The sequence below is a fragment of the Peribacillus sp. NPDC096540 genome (assembly GCF_050278525.1).
Classification (GTDB): Bacteria; Bacillota; Bacilli; order Bacillales; family DSM-1321; genus Peribacillus.
Map to the genome: position 1 here is coordinate 38,350 of NZ_JBNNTG010000015.1, position 16,757 is coordinate 55,106.

Annotated in this window: 15 protein-coding genes and 1 pseudogene; 9 read left to right on the forward strand and 7 right to left on the reverse strand. The window is 38.4% G+C overall.

The features are described from left to right. A complete protein-coding gene (locus ACQKMR_RS14395) occupies positions 1-420 on the reverse strand; it encodes a DUF5365 family protein (RefSeq protein ID WP_427697903.1) in 420 nt (139 codons plus the stop codon). A gap of 231 nt (positions 421-651) precedes the next feature. Here ACQKMR_RS14395 and ACQKMR_RS14400 point away from each other — a divergent pair, with 231 nt between their 5' ends. Then, positions 652-1,557, forward strand: a complete 906-nt coding sequence (locus ACQKMR_RS14400; protein WP_427697904.1) for an RluA family pseudouridine synthase — start codon at positions 652-654, stop codon at positions 1,555-1,557. 310 nt (positions 1,558-1,867) lie between these two features. Here ACQKMR_RS14400 and ACQKMR_RS14405 read toward each other — a convergent pair. The 3 genes and pseudogenes from ACQKMR_RS14405 to ACQKMR_RS14415 form a co-directional block, all read right to left on the reverse strand. Then, positions 1,868-2,349: pseudogene (locus ACQKMR_RS14405) on the reverse strand (transposase); the annotation flags it as partial. A gap of 314 nt (positions 2,350-2,663) precedes the next feature. Then, complete coding sequence (locus ACQKMR_RS14410; protein ID WP_170946860.1) at positions 2,664-2,918, reverse strand: GlsB/YeaQ/YmgE family stress response membrane protein; 255 nt, start codon at positions 2,916-2,918, stop codon at positions 2,664-2,666. Positions 2,919-3,430: 512 nt separating this feature from the next. Beyond that, positions 3,431-4,261, reverse strand: coding sequence for an aldo/keto reductase (locus ACQKMR_RS14415; RefSeq protein WP_427697905.1), 831 nt, complete (start codon positions 4,259-4,261; stop codon positions 3,431-3,433). 398 nt (positions 4,262-4,659) lie between these two features. Between ACQKMR_RS14415 and ACQKMR_RS14420 the strand changes: the two genes are divergently transcribed. The 6 genes from ACQKMR_RS14420 to ald all read left to right on the forward strand — a co-directional run bounded on the left by ACQKMR_RS14420 (position 4,660) and on the right by ald (position 11,119). Further along, the gene (locus tag ACQKMR_RS14420; protein ID WP_427697906.1) at positions 4,660-5,658 is read left to right on the forward strand and encodes an inorganic phosphate transporter; all 999 of its coding nucleotides are present in this window, start codon (positions 4,660-4,662) and stop codon (positions 5,656-5,658) included. 237 nt (positions 5,659-5,895) lie between these two features. Continuing rightward, a complete protein-coding gene (locus tag ACQKMR_RS14425; RefSeq protein ID WP_053344716.1) occupies positions 5,896-6,516 on the forward strand; it encodes a DUF47 domain-containing protein in 621 nt (206 codons plus the stop codon). 14 nt (positions 6,517-6,530) lie between these two features. After that, a complete protein-coding gene (locus ACQKMR_RS14430; protein WP_427697907.1) occupies positions 6,531-7,529 on the forward strand; it encodes an inorganic phosphate transporter in 999 nt (332 codons plus the stop codon). 142 nt (positions 7,530-7,671) lie between these two features. Continuing rightward, positions 7,672-8,925, forward strand: coding sequence for a PucR family transcriptional regulator (locus ACQKMR_RS14435; protein ID WP_427697908.1), 1,254 nt, complete (start codon positions 7,672-7,674; stop codon positions 8,923-8,925). A 48-nt stretch (positions 8,926-8,973) separates the two neighbouring features. Then, positions 8,974-9,801 carry an EcsC family protein gene (locus ACQKMR_RS14440; RefSeq protein WP_427697909.1) on the forward strand — a complete coding sequence of 276 codons (828 nt, stop codon included), beginning with the start codon at positions 8,974-8,976 and terminating at the stop codon, positions 9,799-9,801. A gap of 184 nt (positions 9,802-9,985) precedes the next feature. After that, positions 9,986-11,119, forward strand: coding sequence for an alanine dehydrogenase (gene ald / locus ACQKMR_RS14445; protein ID WP_427697910.1), 1,134 nt, complete (start codon positions 9,986-9,988; stop codon positions 11,117-11,119). A gap of 83 nt (positions 11,120-11,202) precedes the next feature. Here ald and ACQKMR_RS14450 read toward each other — a convergent pair whose 3' ends face one another. The 3 genes from ACQKMR_RS14450 to proC all read right to left on the reverse strand — a co-directional run bounded on the left by ACQKMR_RS14450 (position 11,203) and on the right by proC (position 14,129). Continuing rightward, complete coding sequence (locus tag ACQKMR_RS14450) at positions 11,203-11,799, reverse strand: dienelactone hydrolase family protein (RefSeq protein WP_427697911.1); 597 nt, start codon at positions 11,797-11,799, stop codon at positions 11,203-11,205. A gap of 70 nt (positions 11,800-11,869) precedes the next feature. After that, on the reverse strand, positions 11,870-13,237 hold the full coding sequence (locus ACQKMR_RS14455) for an FAD-binding oxidoreductase (protein WP_427697912.1): 1,368 nt from the start codon (positions 13,235-13,237) through the stop codon (positions 11,870-11,872). An 85-nt stretch (positions 13,238-13,322) separates the two neighbouring features. Next, the gene (proC, locus tag ACQKMR_RS14460) at positions 13,323-14,129 is read right to left on the reverse strand and encodes a pyrroline-5-carboxylate reductase (protein WP_427697913.1); all 807 of its coding nucleotides are present in this window, start codon (positions 14,127-14,129) and stop codon (positions 13,323-13,325) included. A gap of 262 nt (positions 14,130-14,391) precedes the next feature. On the opposite strand from proC, the gene ACQKMR_RS14465 reads away from it, so the two are divergent. Together ACQKMR_RS14465 and ACQKMR_RS14470 are read left to right on the forward strand one after the other, a co-directional pair. Next, positions 14,392-15,957: an MDR family MFS transporter gene (locus ACQKMR_RS14465; protein WP_427697914.1), complete on the forward strand. Its 1,566-nt coding sequence runs from the start codon at positions 14,392-14,394 to the stop codon at positions 15,955-15,957. A 121-nt stretch (positions 15,958-16,078) separates the two neighbouring features. Beyond that, positions 16,079-16,678: a DNA-3-methyladenine glycosylase gene (locus ACQKMR_RS14470; RefSeq protein ID WP_427697915.1), complete on the forward strand. Its 600-nt coding sequence runs from the start codon at positions 16,079-16,081 to the stop codon at positions 16,676-16,678. Positions 16,679-16,757 lie beyond the last annotated feature (79 nt).

Consider the following 16,757-nt stretch of genomic DNA (forward strand, 5'->3'; position numbering starts at 1 on the left):
TTATACTAAATATTGATTCGCCACCTGAATATCCATCATTTGCATATCTTTACTCGCTTCATGGTTTATACATGTAAAATGGTTATAATAAAAAGGGAAAAAGATTCCGCATTCATTCAATAGAGTAATGTTATGTTGAAACAATTCTTCAAATGAAGATTCTATTATTAAAGAATCCTCTATCTTCTTTTTGTCTAAAATGGACAATAGGACTTGAAGGCATGTCATTACTTGAAATGCGTCTCTTAGTGTTGCAAAGTAGGTAAATGTACTTTTATTCGGCTGCAAAACGCCTATCTCCCGAAAATGAATAATTTCATTTTTTGTGAAGTATTTAGGAAATACAGATTCGTAGAAACGTGCAACGAGACTTGCAATTTCTTGCTCTTGTTCTTCGGTTGAAGAAAAGACCGTCTTCACTAAAAAAACCACCTTTTTTAGATCCATTAGACCTATCTAATATATGTATATTTTTAGGACAAGCGATTTCTTTCCCTCTAGAATAACATAAATATTGTAAAAAAAACGTGGTAATTTCCGCCACTAAATTCTAATCAATAGGTCTAATGTTACTAATTTTACTTTTATTCGTAATCATTATATATTTTTTTCAATTAATTACAATCACATAAGTCGAAAGTAGGAATTATATTGGGACATTTTAATATAACAAACCAAAATTTATCAATTGAGGTTCTTGAAAGTTGGAATGGATTAACATTAGAAAAGCTTTTTAAGGATCATTGGAAGGCTCCTAAGAAATTGGTACATGAGTGGAGAATGAGTAAAGAAGTAAAATTGAACGGAATTACTGTTTTGTGGACAACTACTCTTTCCGAAGGCGATACGATTAGCATTCCCTTAATGAATGCTGAAAATGAAACCGTTAAAGCTGTAGATGTAGGTATTTCCATCTTATTTGAAGATGACCTGTTATTAATTGCCAATAAACCGGCAGGAATGGATACTCACCCTTCTCAACCGGGCGATACACATACGCTCATCAATGGTGTAGCGTACCACCTGCAGAACACCGGCCAAACCTGTATGATTAAGCATATTCATAGGCTTGATAAAGATACCACCGGAGCCGTTCTTTTTGCAAAAGAACGCCTTACTGGGTCCATGTTGGATAGAATGCTGGAAGAAAGAAAAATCAAACGAACCTATGTTGCTTTAGTTGAAGGAATTATCCAACAGAATGAAGGTGAAATCAAAGAAAAAATTGGAAGAGATCGCCATCATGCGACTAGACGAAGGGTCTCTCCTACTGGCCAGGTGGCTGTTACTCATTACCAAGTGCTTAAGCGGGATTCGAAGAAAAACTTAACGCTTGTCAGTTGCACTTTGGAAAGCGGCCGCACCCACCAAATCAGGGTGCACTTTAGCCACTTAAATCACCCGTTGGCTGGTGATACCTTGTACGGCGGAAAAAATACCTTTCCACGGCAAGCCCTTCATGCTCGAAAGATTGAATTTATCCATCCAATTTCCGAAGAAAAAATAATAATAGAAGCACCTTTCTTAGATAAGTCCGGGATATTTGAGACTCTCTAATATACAAAAAAAGCTGACTCCAAAAAAGTAGGAGTCAGCTTTTTTAAATTCTATCTTGCATTTTTTTTTTAACTTTTCCGCTGTCCCGCTTCCGAATGATTGAATGAGCTCACAGATTTTTTTAATAACACCATTTCATGTAATTAGAATGATAGCAATCTAAGCTTTGCATTATTATAATTACATATAAAAAAGCAACTGCAATAAACCGCAGGATAGTAAGGATCATGAATCAAAAAAAATAAGCTGGCCTGTTAGTCCAGCTCAGTTTGTAGACAAAAGGGGTTCGGAATTAAAACATTCCGAACCCCTTTTGAAATTTCCGCTTATTCGCACTGGCTTTCACATGTGTGGAATCGACAAATGCGTGTTCTGCACTTATTAACTTTCTATCAGCAGTTGTCATTAAGATGCGATAGAAAATCTGTTCAAATAAGTCTGTATCTTTAAAGCGTCGCTCATAATATTTCCCGAACGTTGAAAAATGAGGCACTTTATCATGGAAACCATAGCCTAAGAACCAACGGTAAGCCATATTTGTATCAACTTCTTCAATCGTTTTACGCATTGAACGAATACCGAAGGTATATTGAATGAATGTCGTTTAACTAAAATAACTGGATCAATACTTGGGCGTCCTACCTCTAAATACATATCTTTCATCAAGTCATATAAGAATGAGAAGTCAATGGCGGCCTCAATTTTTCGAACCAAATGGTTCGCTGGCACCAGTTGATCTAAAGTAATCATTTCAAGCTGATCTCGCTGAATAGAATCATGTTTAGAAAGCATCCTCATCACCTCAAGTTTTAATACTTCCATTTTAAAACAAAAAAGACTGTAGGCAAAAGAGGTTCTATCTAAATTTTATAACAAAGTTGATTGGAGCGGAAGGTGCGAGACTCCTGCGGGAAAAGCGCTTCTAGGAGAGACCCCGCAGGCGCAAGCCGAGGAGGCTCCCGGACCGCCCGCGGAAAGCGAGTGCCCTACGTTCCAATCAACGTTCAAATTGTACAAGCCATAAAAAAACTGTAGGCAAACTCGATTTTCATCGTGTTTGTCTACAGTCTGAGCTGGCCCTGTTAGGCCAGCTTTTATTGTGGTATTTATGAAGCTTTTCTCATGCCTTTTAAGATCAGGCTTAAGATGAAGACAAATACGATTGCACCAATTAATGCAGGAATAATAGCGAAATCTGCTACTGAAGGTCCCCAGTTTCCAAGGATTAATGAACCTAACCATGCACCAACAAAACCAGCGATAATGTTACCAATGATACCAAATGGAACGTCACGTCCAACTATCATACCTGCTAACCAACCGATAATACCTCCGATAATTAATGACCATAAAAATCCCATAATATATTTCCTCCTTAAGTAGTTGTATTTTATTACCAAACAGAATATTTTCAATTTCTACAGCAGACTCCAAGAAATCTCATCACTTCCCAATATTCATGTCCTGTTCAATTCATTAACCTTTACACTCAAATGGTATGATGCCGAGTAGTATGCACAATATCTAATGAATGTGAATGCTTTAGTTAGTGGGTAAAGTTAGCTAGCTATTGACCCTGAGGAATTGATTGGACACTCCTCATTGTGTTAGTGTGTTTTTCTTTTTGTTTGTCGCTGTACTCATTATTTTCCCCGTTAAATTAATCTAAAACCTCATTTTTTTAAAAAGTATTTGGCAAAGAAAAAAGGATTATAAGTCTAATGAAAAGGGTATACACTTTGCTGTTTCTTGTCACATTGATAGTATAAGCAAGATTTGGCTCAAATATGTTAATAAAGATATAACGAAAAAAAAGGATGCCCCGAAATTACTGGGACATCCTCATATCATTTTCAGTTTATATCATCAATCATTAAAACAACAGTTCATCTGGATTGCTTCCAAATCGTTCATTTTTGTTCAAGGCATCAATTTGATTCATTTCGTTAAGGCTCAATGAAAAGTCAAACACTTGTGCATTTTCTTCAATACGGGACGGCGTAATCGATTTAGGGATAACGACAATTTCATGTTGTAGATGCCACCTAATTAATACTTGAGCAGAGCTTTTTCTATGCTTCTTCGCGATATGATTGATAGTCGGTTCTTCTATTAAGTTCCCCCTACCTAACGGGCTCCAAGCTTCTACCTTGATATCATGCTTTTCACAGTAATCACGAATTTCAACTTGAGTCAAAAGTGGATGTAATTCTATTTGGTTTACGACAGGTTTTATTTCACTGTTCGCTAATAATTTTTCCAAATGGTGGACATGGAAATTACTCACGCCGATTGATTTTACTTTTCCTTCATTATAAAGCTTCTCTAACGCCTTCCATGTTTCCAGGTATTTGTCTTTTCCTGGCCAGTGAATTAAGTATAAATCTAAATACTCCAAACCAAGGCGTTTCAAACTATCATCAAATGCCTGAAGCGTCGTTTCATAACCCTGCTCAGTATTCCACACTTTAGATGTGATGAACAATTCTTCACGAGGTATTCCACATTCTTTAATAGCCTGTCCTACACTCTCTTCATTTTCGTAAATGGCAGCCGTATCAATTGCACGGTATCCTACTTCAATTGCTTTCTTAACGGACTCAACCGTTTCATTGCCATTTTTCACTTTAAATACACCGAAACCTAACTGCGGCATTTTTACTCCATTATGTAAAGTAATCGTTTCCCCTATACTTGATATCATTTGCCAATCCCCCTTACTTTTATTTACCAATTATATCATCTGCCTACCTTCTATTTCGAACCATAAGCCTCGGAATTTATAGAGGTATTAAATGAATCCACAAACATTTTATCCAACATTTTCAAATTAACGAGATATTTTTCCTTTAATCCTTAAGTAAGTTAAATATTTTTGTAATAAAATGACGAAATATCTATGCTTATAGATAAGAAATTAGTTACAATTGAATAGTCCGTCCGTAAACCAAGTAAAAAGAAGAAGGTGCCATCTTTAAAGAATAATTTAACTTAAAACTTCCATTTTAATAATGAGGAGTTGCAAAGCTGTCCATCGCCCATTCATTGGTCACTATCTAAATTTCTCATTACATACTTGAATATTAAGGGAGTCTTCCATGTATGAATACCATATTCATCTTAACCGCGCTAATTATTATCTTTGCTTTGATCTTTGACTTTATCAATGGATTTCATGATACAGCCAATGCTATTGCAACAGCCGTATCAACTAAGGCGCTTAAACCACGTCATGCGATCATTTTGGCTGCGGTCATGAATTTATTAGGAGCGCTGACGTTCACTGGTGTAGCACATACCATTACAAAGGATATTGTTGATCCTTTCACATTAAACAATGGCTCATATGTAATCCTCGCTGCTCTACTTTCCGCAATAACATGGAATTTAATCACTTGGTACTTTGGTATTCCAAGCAGTTCTTCCCATGCTATTATTGGTTCTATAGCGGGAGCTGCCATTGTGGCTGGAGGTTTCGATACGATTAAATGGAGTGGATTCACCAAAATCGTCCAAGCATTAATTCTATCTCCGATTCTTGCCTTTACACTTGGATTTATTGTGTACAGCATCTTTAAGGTTATTTTCAAGAATAATAATTTAGGAAAGACCAACAAGCGATTCAGGAGAATACAAATTCTTACAGCAGCCATCCAGTCCTATACACACGGAACAAATGATGCTCAAAAATCCATGGGTATCATCACTATGGCGTTAATGGCTAACGGATATGCCTCTAGCTCTGAGGTACCCTTTTGGGTACAATTATCGTGCGCAATCGCAATGGCGCTTGGTACCTCAATCGGTGGTTGGAAGATCATTAAAACGGTGGGCGGTAAGATCATGAAAATACGCCCAGTAAATGGGGTCGCTGCCGATATGACCGGTGCAGCGATAATTTTCGGTGCTACATTCCTGCATATGCCGGTCAGTACGACACATGTCATCTCTTCATCCATACTTGGGGTAGGTTCTGCACACCGTATTAAAGGTGTAAAATGGGGAACAGCTAAAAGTATGTTAATCACTTGGTTCATAACCCTGCCGATTTCTGCTTCTTTAGCAGGATTGATTTATTATCTAATTGCTTTATTTTTATAAAACCTTAAGCCTTTCCATATCGGAAAGGTTTTTATCTACCTATTTAGTCCTAATAAGTGTAACTGATTCCCATTTTTTACTTATCCTTGTTTTCGATTGTAAAGTTTTATTAAGATTTTGTAAATTTTCGTCGAAAAACCTTTCCTGATACCACATGAATTCGTTACAATCAACTTGTTAATACTAAGCGTATGATAATTTTACGTAAAAATTGCATGAATAATTGGGAGGCTTAACATGGCTTTTAAATCTAAAAAAGACAAATTCGCAGTAATGCTTTTTAACATCGCTCAAAACCTTAAAGAAGGTGCTGACTATTTCGCGGATTATAAACTGAAGAATATCTCCGATCTAAAAGTATTTTCAGATACTATGAAAGATTATGAGCATAAAGGCGATTCTATGGTTCATAACGTGATTAAAGAGCTGAACAATGCCTTCATTACTCCTATCGAACGGGAGGATATCCTAGAATTAACCATGAGAATGGATGATGTCATAGACGGTTTGGAACACTGTGCCGCATTATTCGAAATGTATTCCATCGTCAATGCTGATGAGTATATGCTTAAATTTGTGGATGCAATTAAAGAGTGTACGTATGAGATTGAAATAGCTGTCGATACACTTTCTACAAAAAAATTACCAATGATTCGTGAAAATGCAATTAAAATTAAAGACCTTGAATCTGTTTGTGACGGAATCCAACGTCAATCGATCAAAAACCTGTTTACGGTTGAAAAAGATCCAATCAGAATCATTCAATATAAAGAAATATACGAAAGCCTTGAAGAGATCGCTGATCACTGTCAAGCTGTGGCTAATACACTTGAAACAATCATAATGAAAAACGCCTAAGGAGTACCCCATAAATGGATACTTTATTAATTTTAACAATATTAATCGTTTTCTTTGCTTTAGCATTTGACTTCATCAATGGTTTCCATGATACAGCAAATGCAATTGCTACTGCTGTTTCAACAAAGGCCTTGAAACCTCGGCATGCCATTCTCATGGCAGCCATCATGAATTTCGTCGGAGCAATGACGTTTACAGGCGTAGCGAAGACCATAACTAAGGATATTGTGGATCCGTTCACGCTTCCAAATGGTTCATATGTAATCTTGGCAGCTTTGCTTGCCGCGATTATATGGAACCTCCTTACATGGCATTACGGGATCCCAAGCAGTTCCTCCCACGCATTAATCGGTTCAATTGCAGGTGCCGCAATTGCAGCAGCTGGATTTACCGGGATTAAATGGGAAGGGTTTTTGAAAATTCTTCAAGCTTTGATTTTCTCTCCTATAATTGCTTTTGTAATTGGATTTATCGTATACAGCATCTTTAAAGTTATATTTAAAAATAATAACCTGACAAAAACAAACCAGAGATTCCGTACTATACAGATTGCAACTGCGGCACTACAATCGTATACCCACGGAACGAATGACGCCCAAAAAGCCATGGGGATCATTACAATGGCCCTTATTGCAAACGGATATGCAACAAGTACTGACATCCCCTTCTGGGTTCAATTTTCCTGTGCATTAGCAATGGGACTTGGAACTTCTGTTGGCGGATGGAAAATCATTAAAACGGTTGGCGGCAAGATTATGAAGATCCGCCCTGTCAATGGTGTTGCAGCGGATTTAACAGGAGCCTTAATCATTTTTGGCGCAACTATAATACACATGCCAGTCAGTACAACACATGTTATTTCTTCTTCTATTCTTGGAGTTGGTTCGGCTCACCGTGTTAAGGGTGTAAAATGGGGAACGGCAAGAAGAATGATTGTTACCTGGTTCATTACCATTCCTATCTCAGCAACATTAGCAGGTTTGCTTTATCTTTTGATTAATTTCCTTTTCTAAAATAAGAATCCCTTCCGGTTTCCATCGGTAGGGATTTTCTGTTTCTCCCGTAAAAAACATGGATATAATTCTATGCTAAAACATGGATAATCGTATAAAATTTAAAGAAGAAGGAATCTTTTAAGCGAGGGGCAAAATAAAAATGAAGGAATTCACAAATAGAGATATTTTTAAAGACCTTTATGGAGATATGATGGAGTTTGCGGATAGAATCAGTTCCGTTTTAGGCTGTCCCATTACAATTGAGGATGGTAACCATCGCCTGCTTGCTTATAGTACGCATGATGATACAACCGACCAAGCCCGCATCATGACCATTATCGGAAGGCGCGTTCCTGAAAAAGTCATCAATAGCTTATGGAAAGATGGGTTTATCCCGGCTTTATTGAAAGAAGATGTTCCTATTAAAATTGGGGCCATCAATGATGTGGGTCTCGGTAATCGAGCGGCAGTCTCTATTAGGAAAAATAATGAAGTCCTTGGCTTCATTTGGGCCTTGGAAGTGAATGAACCTTTCACCGAAGAAGATATGGATTTTCTTCAATTTGCTGCAAAAGAAGCGAAAAACCAGTTGCAGCAATTGCAATTAAAAAAGAAAAGGAAAGAAGCAGGTCATCAGGAGTTTCTTTGGCGCATGTTAACAGGACATTATCAAGAAGAAGCAGAAATGACTGAAAATTTCACGAAGTTTACTATCCAAGTTCCTGTTGTTTTTTCCATATTAGTATTCGAATTCCCAAAAGAGATCAATCGCGAAGTAGAACGCTATATTTCATATATGTTAACGACTACTCAAAAGATAAACAGGTTCTTATTTGCCATTGACCACAACAAGCTCATTCTTTTTGCAGGATCGGACCAAGAAAATAGCCCTTCTTTTACCACATCCATCTATGATTTCATTCCTTTTTTCATATTAGAAATGAAACGGCGTTTTGGTGTTGAACATATCCTTGGCACTTCAGGCAATATGTATAAAAACCTAATGGATGTAAAATCAAGCTACGAAGAAGCTCAATATACCTTAAAAATGAAAAATATTTTTCCTAATGATATGAAGCTCATTTTACATTATGAAGAGCTTGGCATATTTCAAATGATTGAAGCTCTTGCAAGCAACAAACAACGTCATGCTCATCCTTCTATTCTGAAGCTAAGAGCTTACGACATGAAAAACCAGACAGAATTACTGCAAACACTTACTGTTTATTTAGAGAAAGACTGCAATCCAAATGAAGCTTCAAGAAATCTTCATATCCATGTAAATACCTTGAATTACCGGTTAAAACGGATTACAGAAGTAGGTAATATTCGTTTAAAAGATCCAATTCAAAAAATGTCTCTATTTCTAGATATTAAACTTAATGAATTTGACGAATTTCACAAGAAAAATTGAAATATTCCATCAACATATGAAAAAAATAAATATGGAAAGGTTGGTTAAATGAAACTAGAATCGAATGAAGAGCTTGAGAAAGAATTAAAAATCATTGAAAAATGGGAAAAAGACCAAAAAGGGTTATGGTTTTGGGAACGAATTGGACGTCTTCCCTTCAAGCTTTTGGACAAGGTAACACCGGACTTCATACAGAAAAAGCTTGGTGTCATGATCGATGAAATCGGTAGCTATATCCAAACAGGGGGACAATACTTAACGAAGGAATCCAATATTCTAAATCAGCTGCAGGCCAAAAATCCTGAACTGAATGTTTCCTCCATAGAAGATGTTTCAAAACTTCCCCTTCATATTATGGACAGTGTTAGTCAAGAGATTAAAAATTCCGGAAGTAAATTGGCCACAGTTCAGGGTGCTACTACCGGCATAGGTGGAATCTTCACCTTAGCCATTGACATCCCCCTGCTTCTTGGCATGTCAATCAAGACACTTCAGGAAATCGCTTTCTCATATGGCTACAATCCACGAGACCGTCAGGAGCGCATTTTCATCGTCAAATGCCTACAATTTACTACATCAGATGTTGTCGGAAAAAAGGCACTGTTAAACGAATTGTCGAATATGCACCTTCCCGAATCTGAATCCAATAGAGAACTTGCTTCCGAATTACAAGGATGGCGGGAAGTTGTTTATACATATCGTGATCAGTTTGGTTGGAAAAAGCTTCTGCAAATGGTACCTATAGCTGGTATAATCTTTGGCGCCTTTACCAATCGCTCTATGATAGCTGATATGGCCGATACTGGAATGATGCTATATAAGAAAAGAAGAATTTTGGAGCGGATGCAAGAATCGGTTGCAAAGATTTCTGCGTAATGTTTTCTCACGTTATCTATCTAAACTAGCTCTTAACCCTGGCAAGTCCATATTTTTTGACACTGCGTTTGTGGAATTCCACAAATACACCTTTTTCAATTTTCTGATTTCCACATACTAACTGTTTCTTTTTCCCATTATACTTGTGATACAAATAGTAAAACATATTATTGGAGGGATTAAGATGAGAATAGGAATTCCAAAAGAGATTAAAAACAATGAAAACCGTGTAGCTATCACTCCAGCTGGGGTTGTAGCATTAGTCAATGCCGGACATGAAGTATTAATTGAAATGAACGCAGGTCTAGGAAGCAGTTTTACAAATGAATCATATCAAGAAGCTGGTGCTGTTATAGTCGAGGACGCTGCTAGCGTTTGGTCAAGCACAGAAATGATCATGAAGGTAAAAGAACCTATCTCATCTGAATATAAATATTTTCGTAAAGATTTAATTCTTTTCACATATCTGCATCTTGCTGCTGAACCAGCTCTTGCACAGGCACTAAAAGAAAGCGGTGTCTTGGCCATTGCTTATGAAACGGTTGCAGTAAACCGTACACTTCCTCTATTGACACCAATGAGTGAAGTGGCTGGGCGCATGGCAGCGCAAATCGGTGCTCAGTTCCTTGAAAAAAATAACGGTGGTAAAGGAATTCTCTTAAGCGGAGTTCCTGGAGTGAAACGTGGTAAAGTCGCTGTCGTCGGCGGCGGTATGGTTGGAACAAATGCAGCTAAAATCGCAATTGGATTAGGCGCAGATGTTACCATTCTTGACTTAAGCCCTGATCGCCTTCGTCAATTGGATGATATTTTCGGAAATGAACTAACTACACTCATTTCAAATCCTTATAATATTGCTGAAGCAGTCAAAGAAGCTGATTTAGTGATCGGTGCGGTACTGATTCCAGGTGCTAAAGCTCCTAAGCTCGTTACTGAAGAAATGGTTAAATCAATGTCTCCAGGTTCAGTCATTGTCGATGTTGCTATCGACCAAGGCGGTATCTTTGAAACGGTTGACCACATAACAACACATGATAACCCTACTTATGTTAAACATGGAGTAGTCCATTACGCAGTAGCGAATATGCCAGGAGCAGTGCCTCAAACATCTACAGTTGCCTTAACTAACGTAACTGTACCTTTCGCACTGCAAATTGCCAACAAAGGCGCCATTAAAGCAATCCTTGAAAACGATGCTCTTGCAAAAGGCGTCAATGTAGCCAATGGAGAAATCACGTTCGAAGCAGTTGCAACAGACCTAGGCTACAACTATGTAAGTGTTGAAAATGCTCTAAACCAAAATAATATTAACGCATAATAAAAAGGAGACTCCAAAGACGTTCATTGCGTCTGGAGTCTTTTTTTTTGCACTTAATCAGGATTCTCTCAGGCTACAGTTATCTACGACATTTGTAAAAACTTAATAACTTGGCTGCTGGCTATTTCTGCTGATTCTTTATTATATTTAGGAGAAAACGGGTCACTAAAACCGTGAAAACCATTAAATGTATGTATCTCGATATTCTCTTTATCTAGATGTAAAACTAACCCGTCAACATCAACCGATTGTTCTTCTTGAGGAAAGAGCAGCAATGTAGGGCATTTTGGTACTTTTTCTAAATAATCTCTTATACGGGTGCCATAATATCCTACCATTCCATCAACAAATACCTCCTCACTACATAACCAAGCAATTGTCGCCCCTATACTAAATCCAATGATGAATATTTTTGAGTATTCCTCATTAGCTTTCAATATTATCTTTTTTATTTTGTTCGATGCCATAGTAAAACCTACATTATCCATAAAATTAATATATGCTTCTTTTTCTTGCACATAAGCAAATGGTTCTTCCCGTTGCAAAAAGTTTGGACAAATGACATCAAAGTTCTGTTCTGATAATAACTCACAAAAATCCTTTACATGTTGGTTAATCCCGTAAATTTCATGTAGTACAATGATTACTTTACTATTATTTTTTGATTGTATCTTGTACATCTTGGACCCCCTGTCCCTTTTGTCGTTTCAGAAAGAGGGTGCTTAAAACACCCTCTTACATGGTCCTCTATCAATCTACAAATATCTTCCCTGGATTCATTATTCCATTCGGATCCAAGGCCTGCTTGATTATTTTCATAACATCATACGCCGCCCCATGCTCTCTCCGCTGATATTTGGATTTTCCAAGGCCAACCCCATGTTCACCCGTACATGTACCGCCTTTCGCTAAGGCATATTCGACTATTTCTTCATTTAACCGCTTCGCTTCTTTCACTTCCTCTGGATTACTTAGATCAATCATGAATAACACATGATAATTTCCATCACCCACATGCCCCACAATCGCTCCTTCTACTTTGGATTGTTCGACTTTTTTCCTAGTTTCTAATATGGCATTCGACAATTCATGGAGAGGCACACTTACGTCCGTGACCATCAGTTTCTTACCCGGAGCACTGTGAATAAAAGCATATGCAAGATTATGGCGAGCTTCCCATAAAGCATTTCGGGCTTTTGAATCCGATTCAAACTGGATATCCTCACAATCAAAATCGCTTACGATTTCCTTAGCAAAGTTGACATCCTGTTCCAGTCCGGCAAAATTCCCGTGAAACTCCAAGAATAAAGTTGGCTTAACTTCATAAACTTTGTCCATAAATTGATTTACTTTTTTAATAGACTCGGCATCGACCAATTCAATACGCGCAATTGGAATCCCAGCGAGCATGATTCCATTGACGGCAGATACTGCCTGTTCAACGGTTGGAAATGAAGCTCTCCCTGCCATTGTTACTTCAGGAATGCCGTACACCTTTAACGTCAGTTCAGTAAATACACCTAGCGTGCCTTCCGAACCGACAAATAAGCCATTTAAATGTATCCCAGATGATGATTTTGTCGCTAAGCTTCCGGTATGGATAATTTCACCGTTTGCTAGAACCACTTCTAAATCCCTTACCTGATCGCGCATTATCCCATATTTGACCGAAGTAGTGCCACTTGCATTCGTAGCTGCCATCCCTCCCAATGTCGCATCCGCTCCGGGATCGACAGAAAAAAACAATCCGTATTTTTTCAGTTCTTTATTCAACTGCGTCCGTGTCACACCTGGTTGGACCTTCACCAAAAAGTCACTTTCCCTGATTTCCAACACCTGATTCATCAAGGACAAATCGAGCGAAATTCCCCCTTTAATCGGGACAACATGTCCTTCCAAACTTGAGCCTAGACCAAAAGGAATGACAGGTATTTCATGTTCATTCGCAAAACGTACGACTGCGCTCACTTCTACAGCACTTCTTGGATAAACGACCATATCCGGTAAGCGGGGAGTATGATACGATTCATCATGACTGTGCTGCTCTAATATAGTTTCATTCACCGTGACTTGTTCTTCCGTTAGTATGTTTCTTAATTCCTCTATATAAGTGTTCATTCTGCTTCCCCCTCTTTTTTAACTAAACATTCTGATAATATTACGCAAAAAAGTAGATTGCCTGAGAATAGGCAATCTATACTTCTTACTTTCCGAGCCCCTTCGTTCTATCCGTACAGGCCTTCATCCCTTGTAAAATACTTGCTCTGAACTGATTTTCTTCTAAAGTAGCTACCGCAGAAATTGTTGCCCCCCCCGGAGTGCATACATCGTCCTTTAATGCACCAGGATGCTTTTCCGTTTCAAGCACCATTTTAGCAGCACCCAATACAGATTGTGCAGCCATTCGATATGCTTGTTTTCGTGGTATGCCGTCACGGACTGCTCCATCCGCAAGTGCCTCAATAAACATGTATACATAAGCCGGTGAAGATCCACTGATAGCTGGCACTGCGTCCATCAAATCTTCATGTATAAGCTCTGTTTTTCCAAAAGAATTTAACAGTGTAGTCACATCAGTAATATCAGCTGCTGTAATTTCACGATTAATGCTGATTGCCGTCATGCCTTCACCTACAAGGGAAGGAGTGTTTGGCATCGTTCGGACAACCTTTACTGGTCTTCCAAAACCTTCCTCAATTTGTGATGTAGTTATCCCAGCTGCCATTGTAATGATCACAGCTCCTTCTTTCACGCGATTCTTAACTTCGTCGAGCACTTGCTTATGCATGACGGGTTGAATCCCTAGAAAGAGCAAATCAGCAAAACCGGCAACCTCTTTATTATCTAAACAGCCTTCAATCTTGTATTTTGAGGTGATCTTCGTCAAAGTCTCAATACTAGCTGTACTGACCATTATATTTTCAGGTGAGATGACTTCCGAGCGTAACATGCCTTCAAGCATTGCCGCTCCCATTTTACCGCATCCAATAAACCCGATTTTTTTATTCATATCTTACACTTCCAATCATAAGTTCATCTATACTCTTTCTTATTATATCGGATATGGCAAAGGGAAACACGCATCAGATATTTAGAATAGGAAGGAATTGCATATTTCTAGTCGAATTACTTAGATGATATAGGAGAAAATAAACGACATATGCAATTGATTTTATTAGCGAAAAAAAATGATTGACTAAAAAGTCATTTTCACTATATAATTTTGACCTATTAGTCAAAAGGAATACAGTTTAAGGAAATGGAGAAATGAAATGCAAATCGAGAAAAGAGCAGTCAATACCAAACTTGTCTTAACAGGATTGATCATTGGTATGTTTTTCAGTTCATTGGAACAGACAATCGTCGGAACAGCCATGCCGACGATTATTGGGGAATTGAATGGTTTCACTATCTTTGCATGGGTGACGACTGCCTATTTAATTGCCTCTACGACCGTTGTACCGATTGTTGGGAAGCTTTCAGATTTATATGGCAGGCGTTCCCTTTATTTGATTGGAACGGTTATTTTTACGATTGGCTCTTTTTTATGCGCCACTGCCACTTCGATGGAACAGCTTATTATCTATCGGGGACTGCAAGGAATCGGCGGCGGGATGATCATGCCCCTATCCCAAACGATTATCGGCGATATTTTCACTGCTGAACAACGAGCCAAATGGCAGGGAGTATTCGGAGCCCTTTTTGGCTTAAGTTCTGTAATTGGTCCTTTTCTGGGTGGACTGATTGTCGACCACATCAGCTGGCATTGGATCTTCCTTATTAATGTACCGACGGGATTATTATCGGCAATTTTGATTTATATCGGGTTGAAGCACGAAGCGATTCAAAAAACAGAGAAAGTGAATATCGATTTCCTTGGTATTTTCACCTTAATTCCAGGTATTGTCCTGTTATTATTGGGCTTAACATTCGGAGGTGATAAATTCGAATGGATATCTCTTGAATCTCTCTTGATTTTTGGCTGCACACTTGTCTTTATTGTCCTATTTATCATTTTTGAAAGAAAAGCAATTGAACCAATTCTTGATTTATCTCTCTTTAAAAATAGAGTTTTTGCCACAACGAATATCTTAGGATTTTTGCTAGGTCTGGGCATGTTCGGGGCTATCATGTTTGTCCCATTGTTCATGCAAGGAGTATTAGGAGTGTCACCAACAAAAGCCGGATCGACCATGACTCCAATGATGATTGGGTTGATTCTTTCTAGTATCGTTGGTGGGCGTCTGCTGTTAAAGTTTCGTTTTCGTACCGTTCTTACCCTTGGAATGGCCATTGCGACTCTCGGCTTTTTCCTAATGAGTACGATGGATGGTGAAACTACAATTCTGACCGCTTATTCCTTCATGGCTGTCCTCGGTGTGGGAATGGGTCTTGTCATGCCGACCCTGATGATTGCTGTTCAAAATGAATTTCCAAAATCACAGTTAGGATCGGTCACTGCAGCCTCGACCTTCTTTCGATCTATAGGCGGAACGATGGGTATTACGATTTTGAATGCAGTAATGAATCACAATCTTCAGCAAAATATGGATGATGCGGTTGTTAGTGAAAAAAATACCCAAATACAAGAAGCATTGAAGGCACTAGCCGATAAAACAGATAATTTATTCAATATCATGCTCTATCCTGAGAATCTGAAAATGCCGGCTGAAGTTAGCAATATAATAATAAAAACCATTGAAAATGCCTGGATTGAAGCATTTTCAAGTGTATTTGTAACTGGTATCTTTTTTGTCTCTGTCGGAATATTAGTTGCTCTTTCAGTTGGTTCCGGAAAAATCAAAAGAGATCAAGAAACGGAAAAAGATTTAGGTTAAATAAATTATTACCATGGAGACCGGCGCCTTTCCAGCCGGTCTTTTTATTTTTCTTCATCTCTAGGTTTCTTTTTCTACAATAAGGGAATTTTATCTATAAGAGACTATATGGAGTGATACTATGCAAAAGGATACAAATTTCCATTCAATTTTACCACCGGAGTTTTATCAGCAGCCAACGCTTGTGCTAGCAAAATCCCTTCTCGGCTGCCTGCTGATAAAAGAAACATCAGAAGGAATCGCTTCTGGATTTATTGTTGAAACCGAAGCCTATATGGGGCCGGAAGATAGGGCCGCACATAGTTTTGGAAATAGAAGGACGAAGCGGACTGAAGTGATGTTCGGAAAGTCCGGAATGATCTATACATACGTCATGCACACCCATACGCTTGTCAATGTCGTGAGCGGTGATCTAGATAAACCGGAAGCCATCTTAATCCGGGCTGTGGAACCCTATTCAGGGCTTGAGTTAATGCATGAAAGACGTGGACTTGCTGATTTTCGAAAGTTGACGAACGGACCTGGAAAGTTATCCAAAGCACTAGGCATTACTATGGCCGATTATGGTCAACCTTTCACAAAACCGCCGCTTTATCTTGCTTCTGGAAAAAAGCCTGAGCACATATCCAGCGGACCCCGCATCGGAATTGGCAAATCAGGGGAAGCAAAGGACTATCCATGGCGTTTTTGGATAACCGACAATCCTTTTATATCTCGCTAGTAATTTTAACATTCTATTTTCCCAAGCTTAAAACTGGTACCAAAAAAAGCCTAGTCGCTCTTTATCATGTTTGATTTAT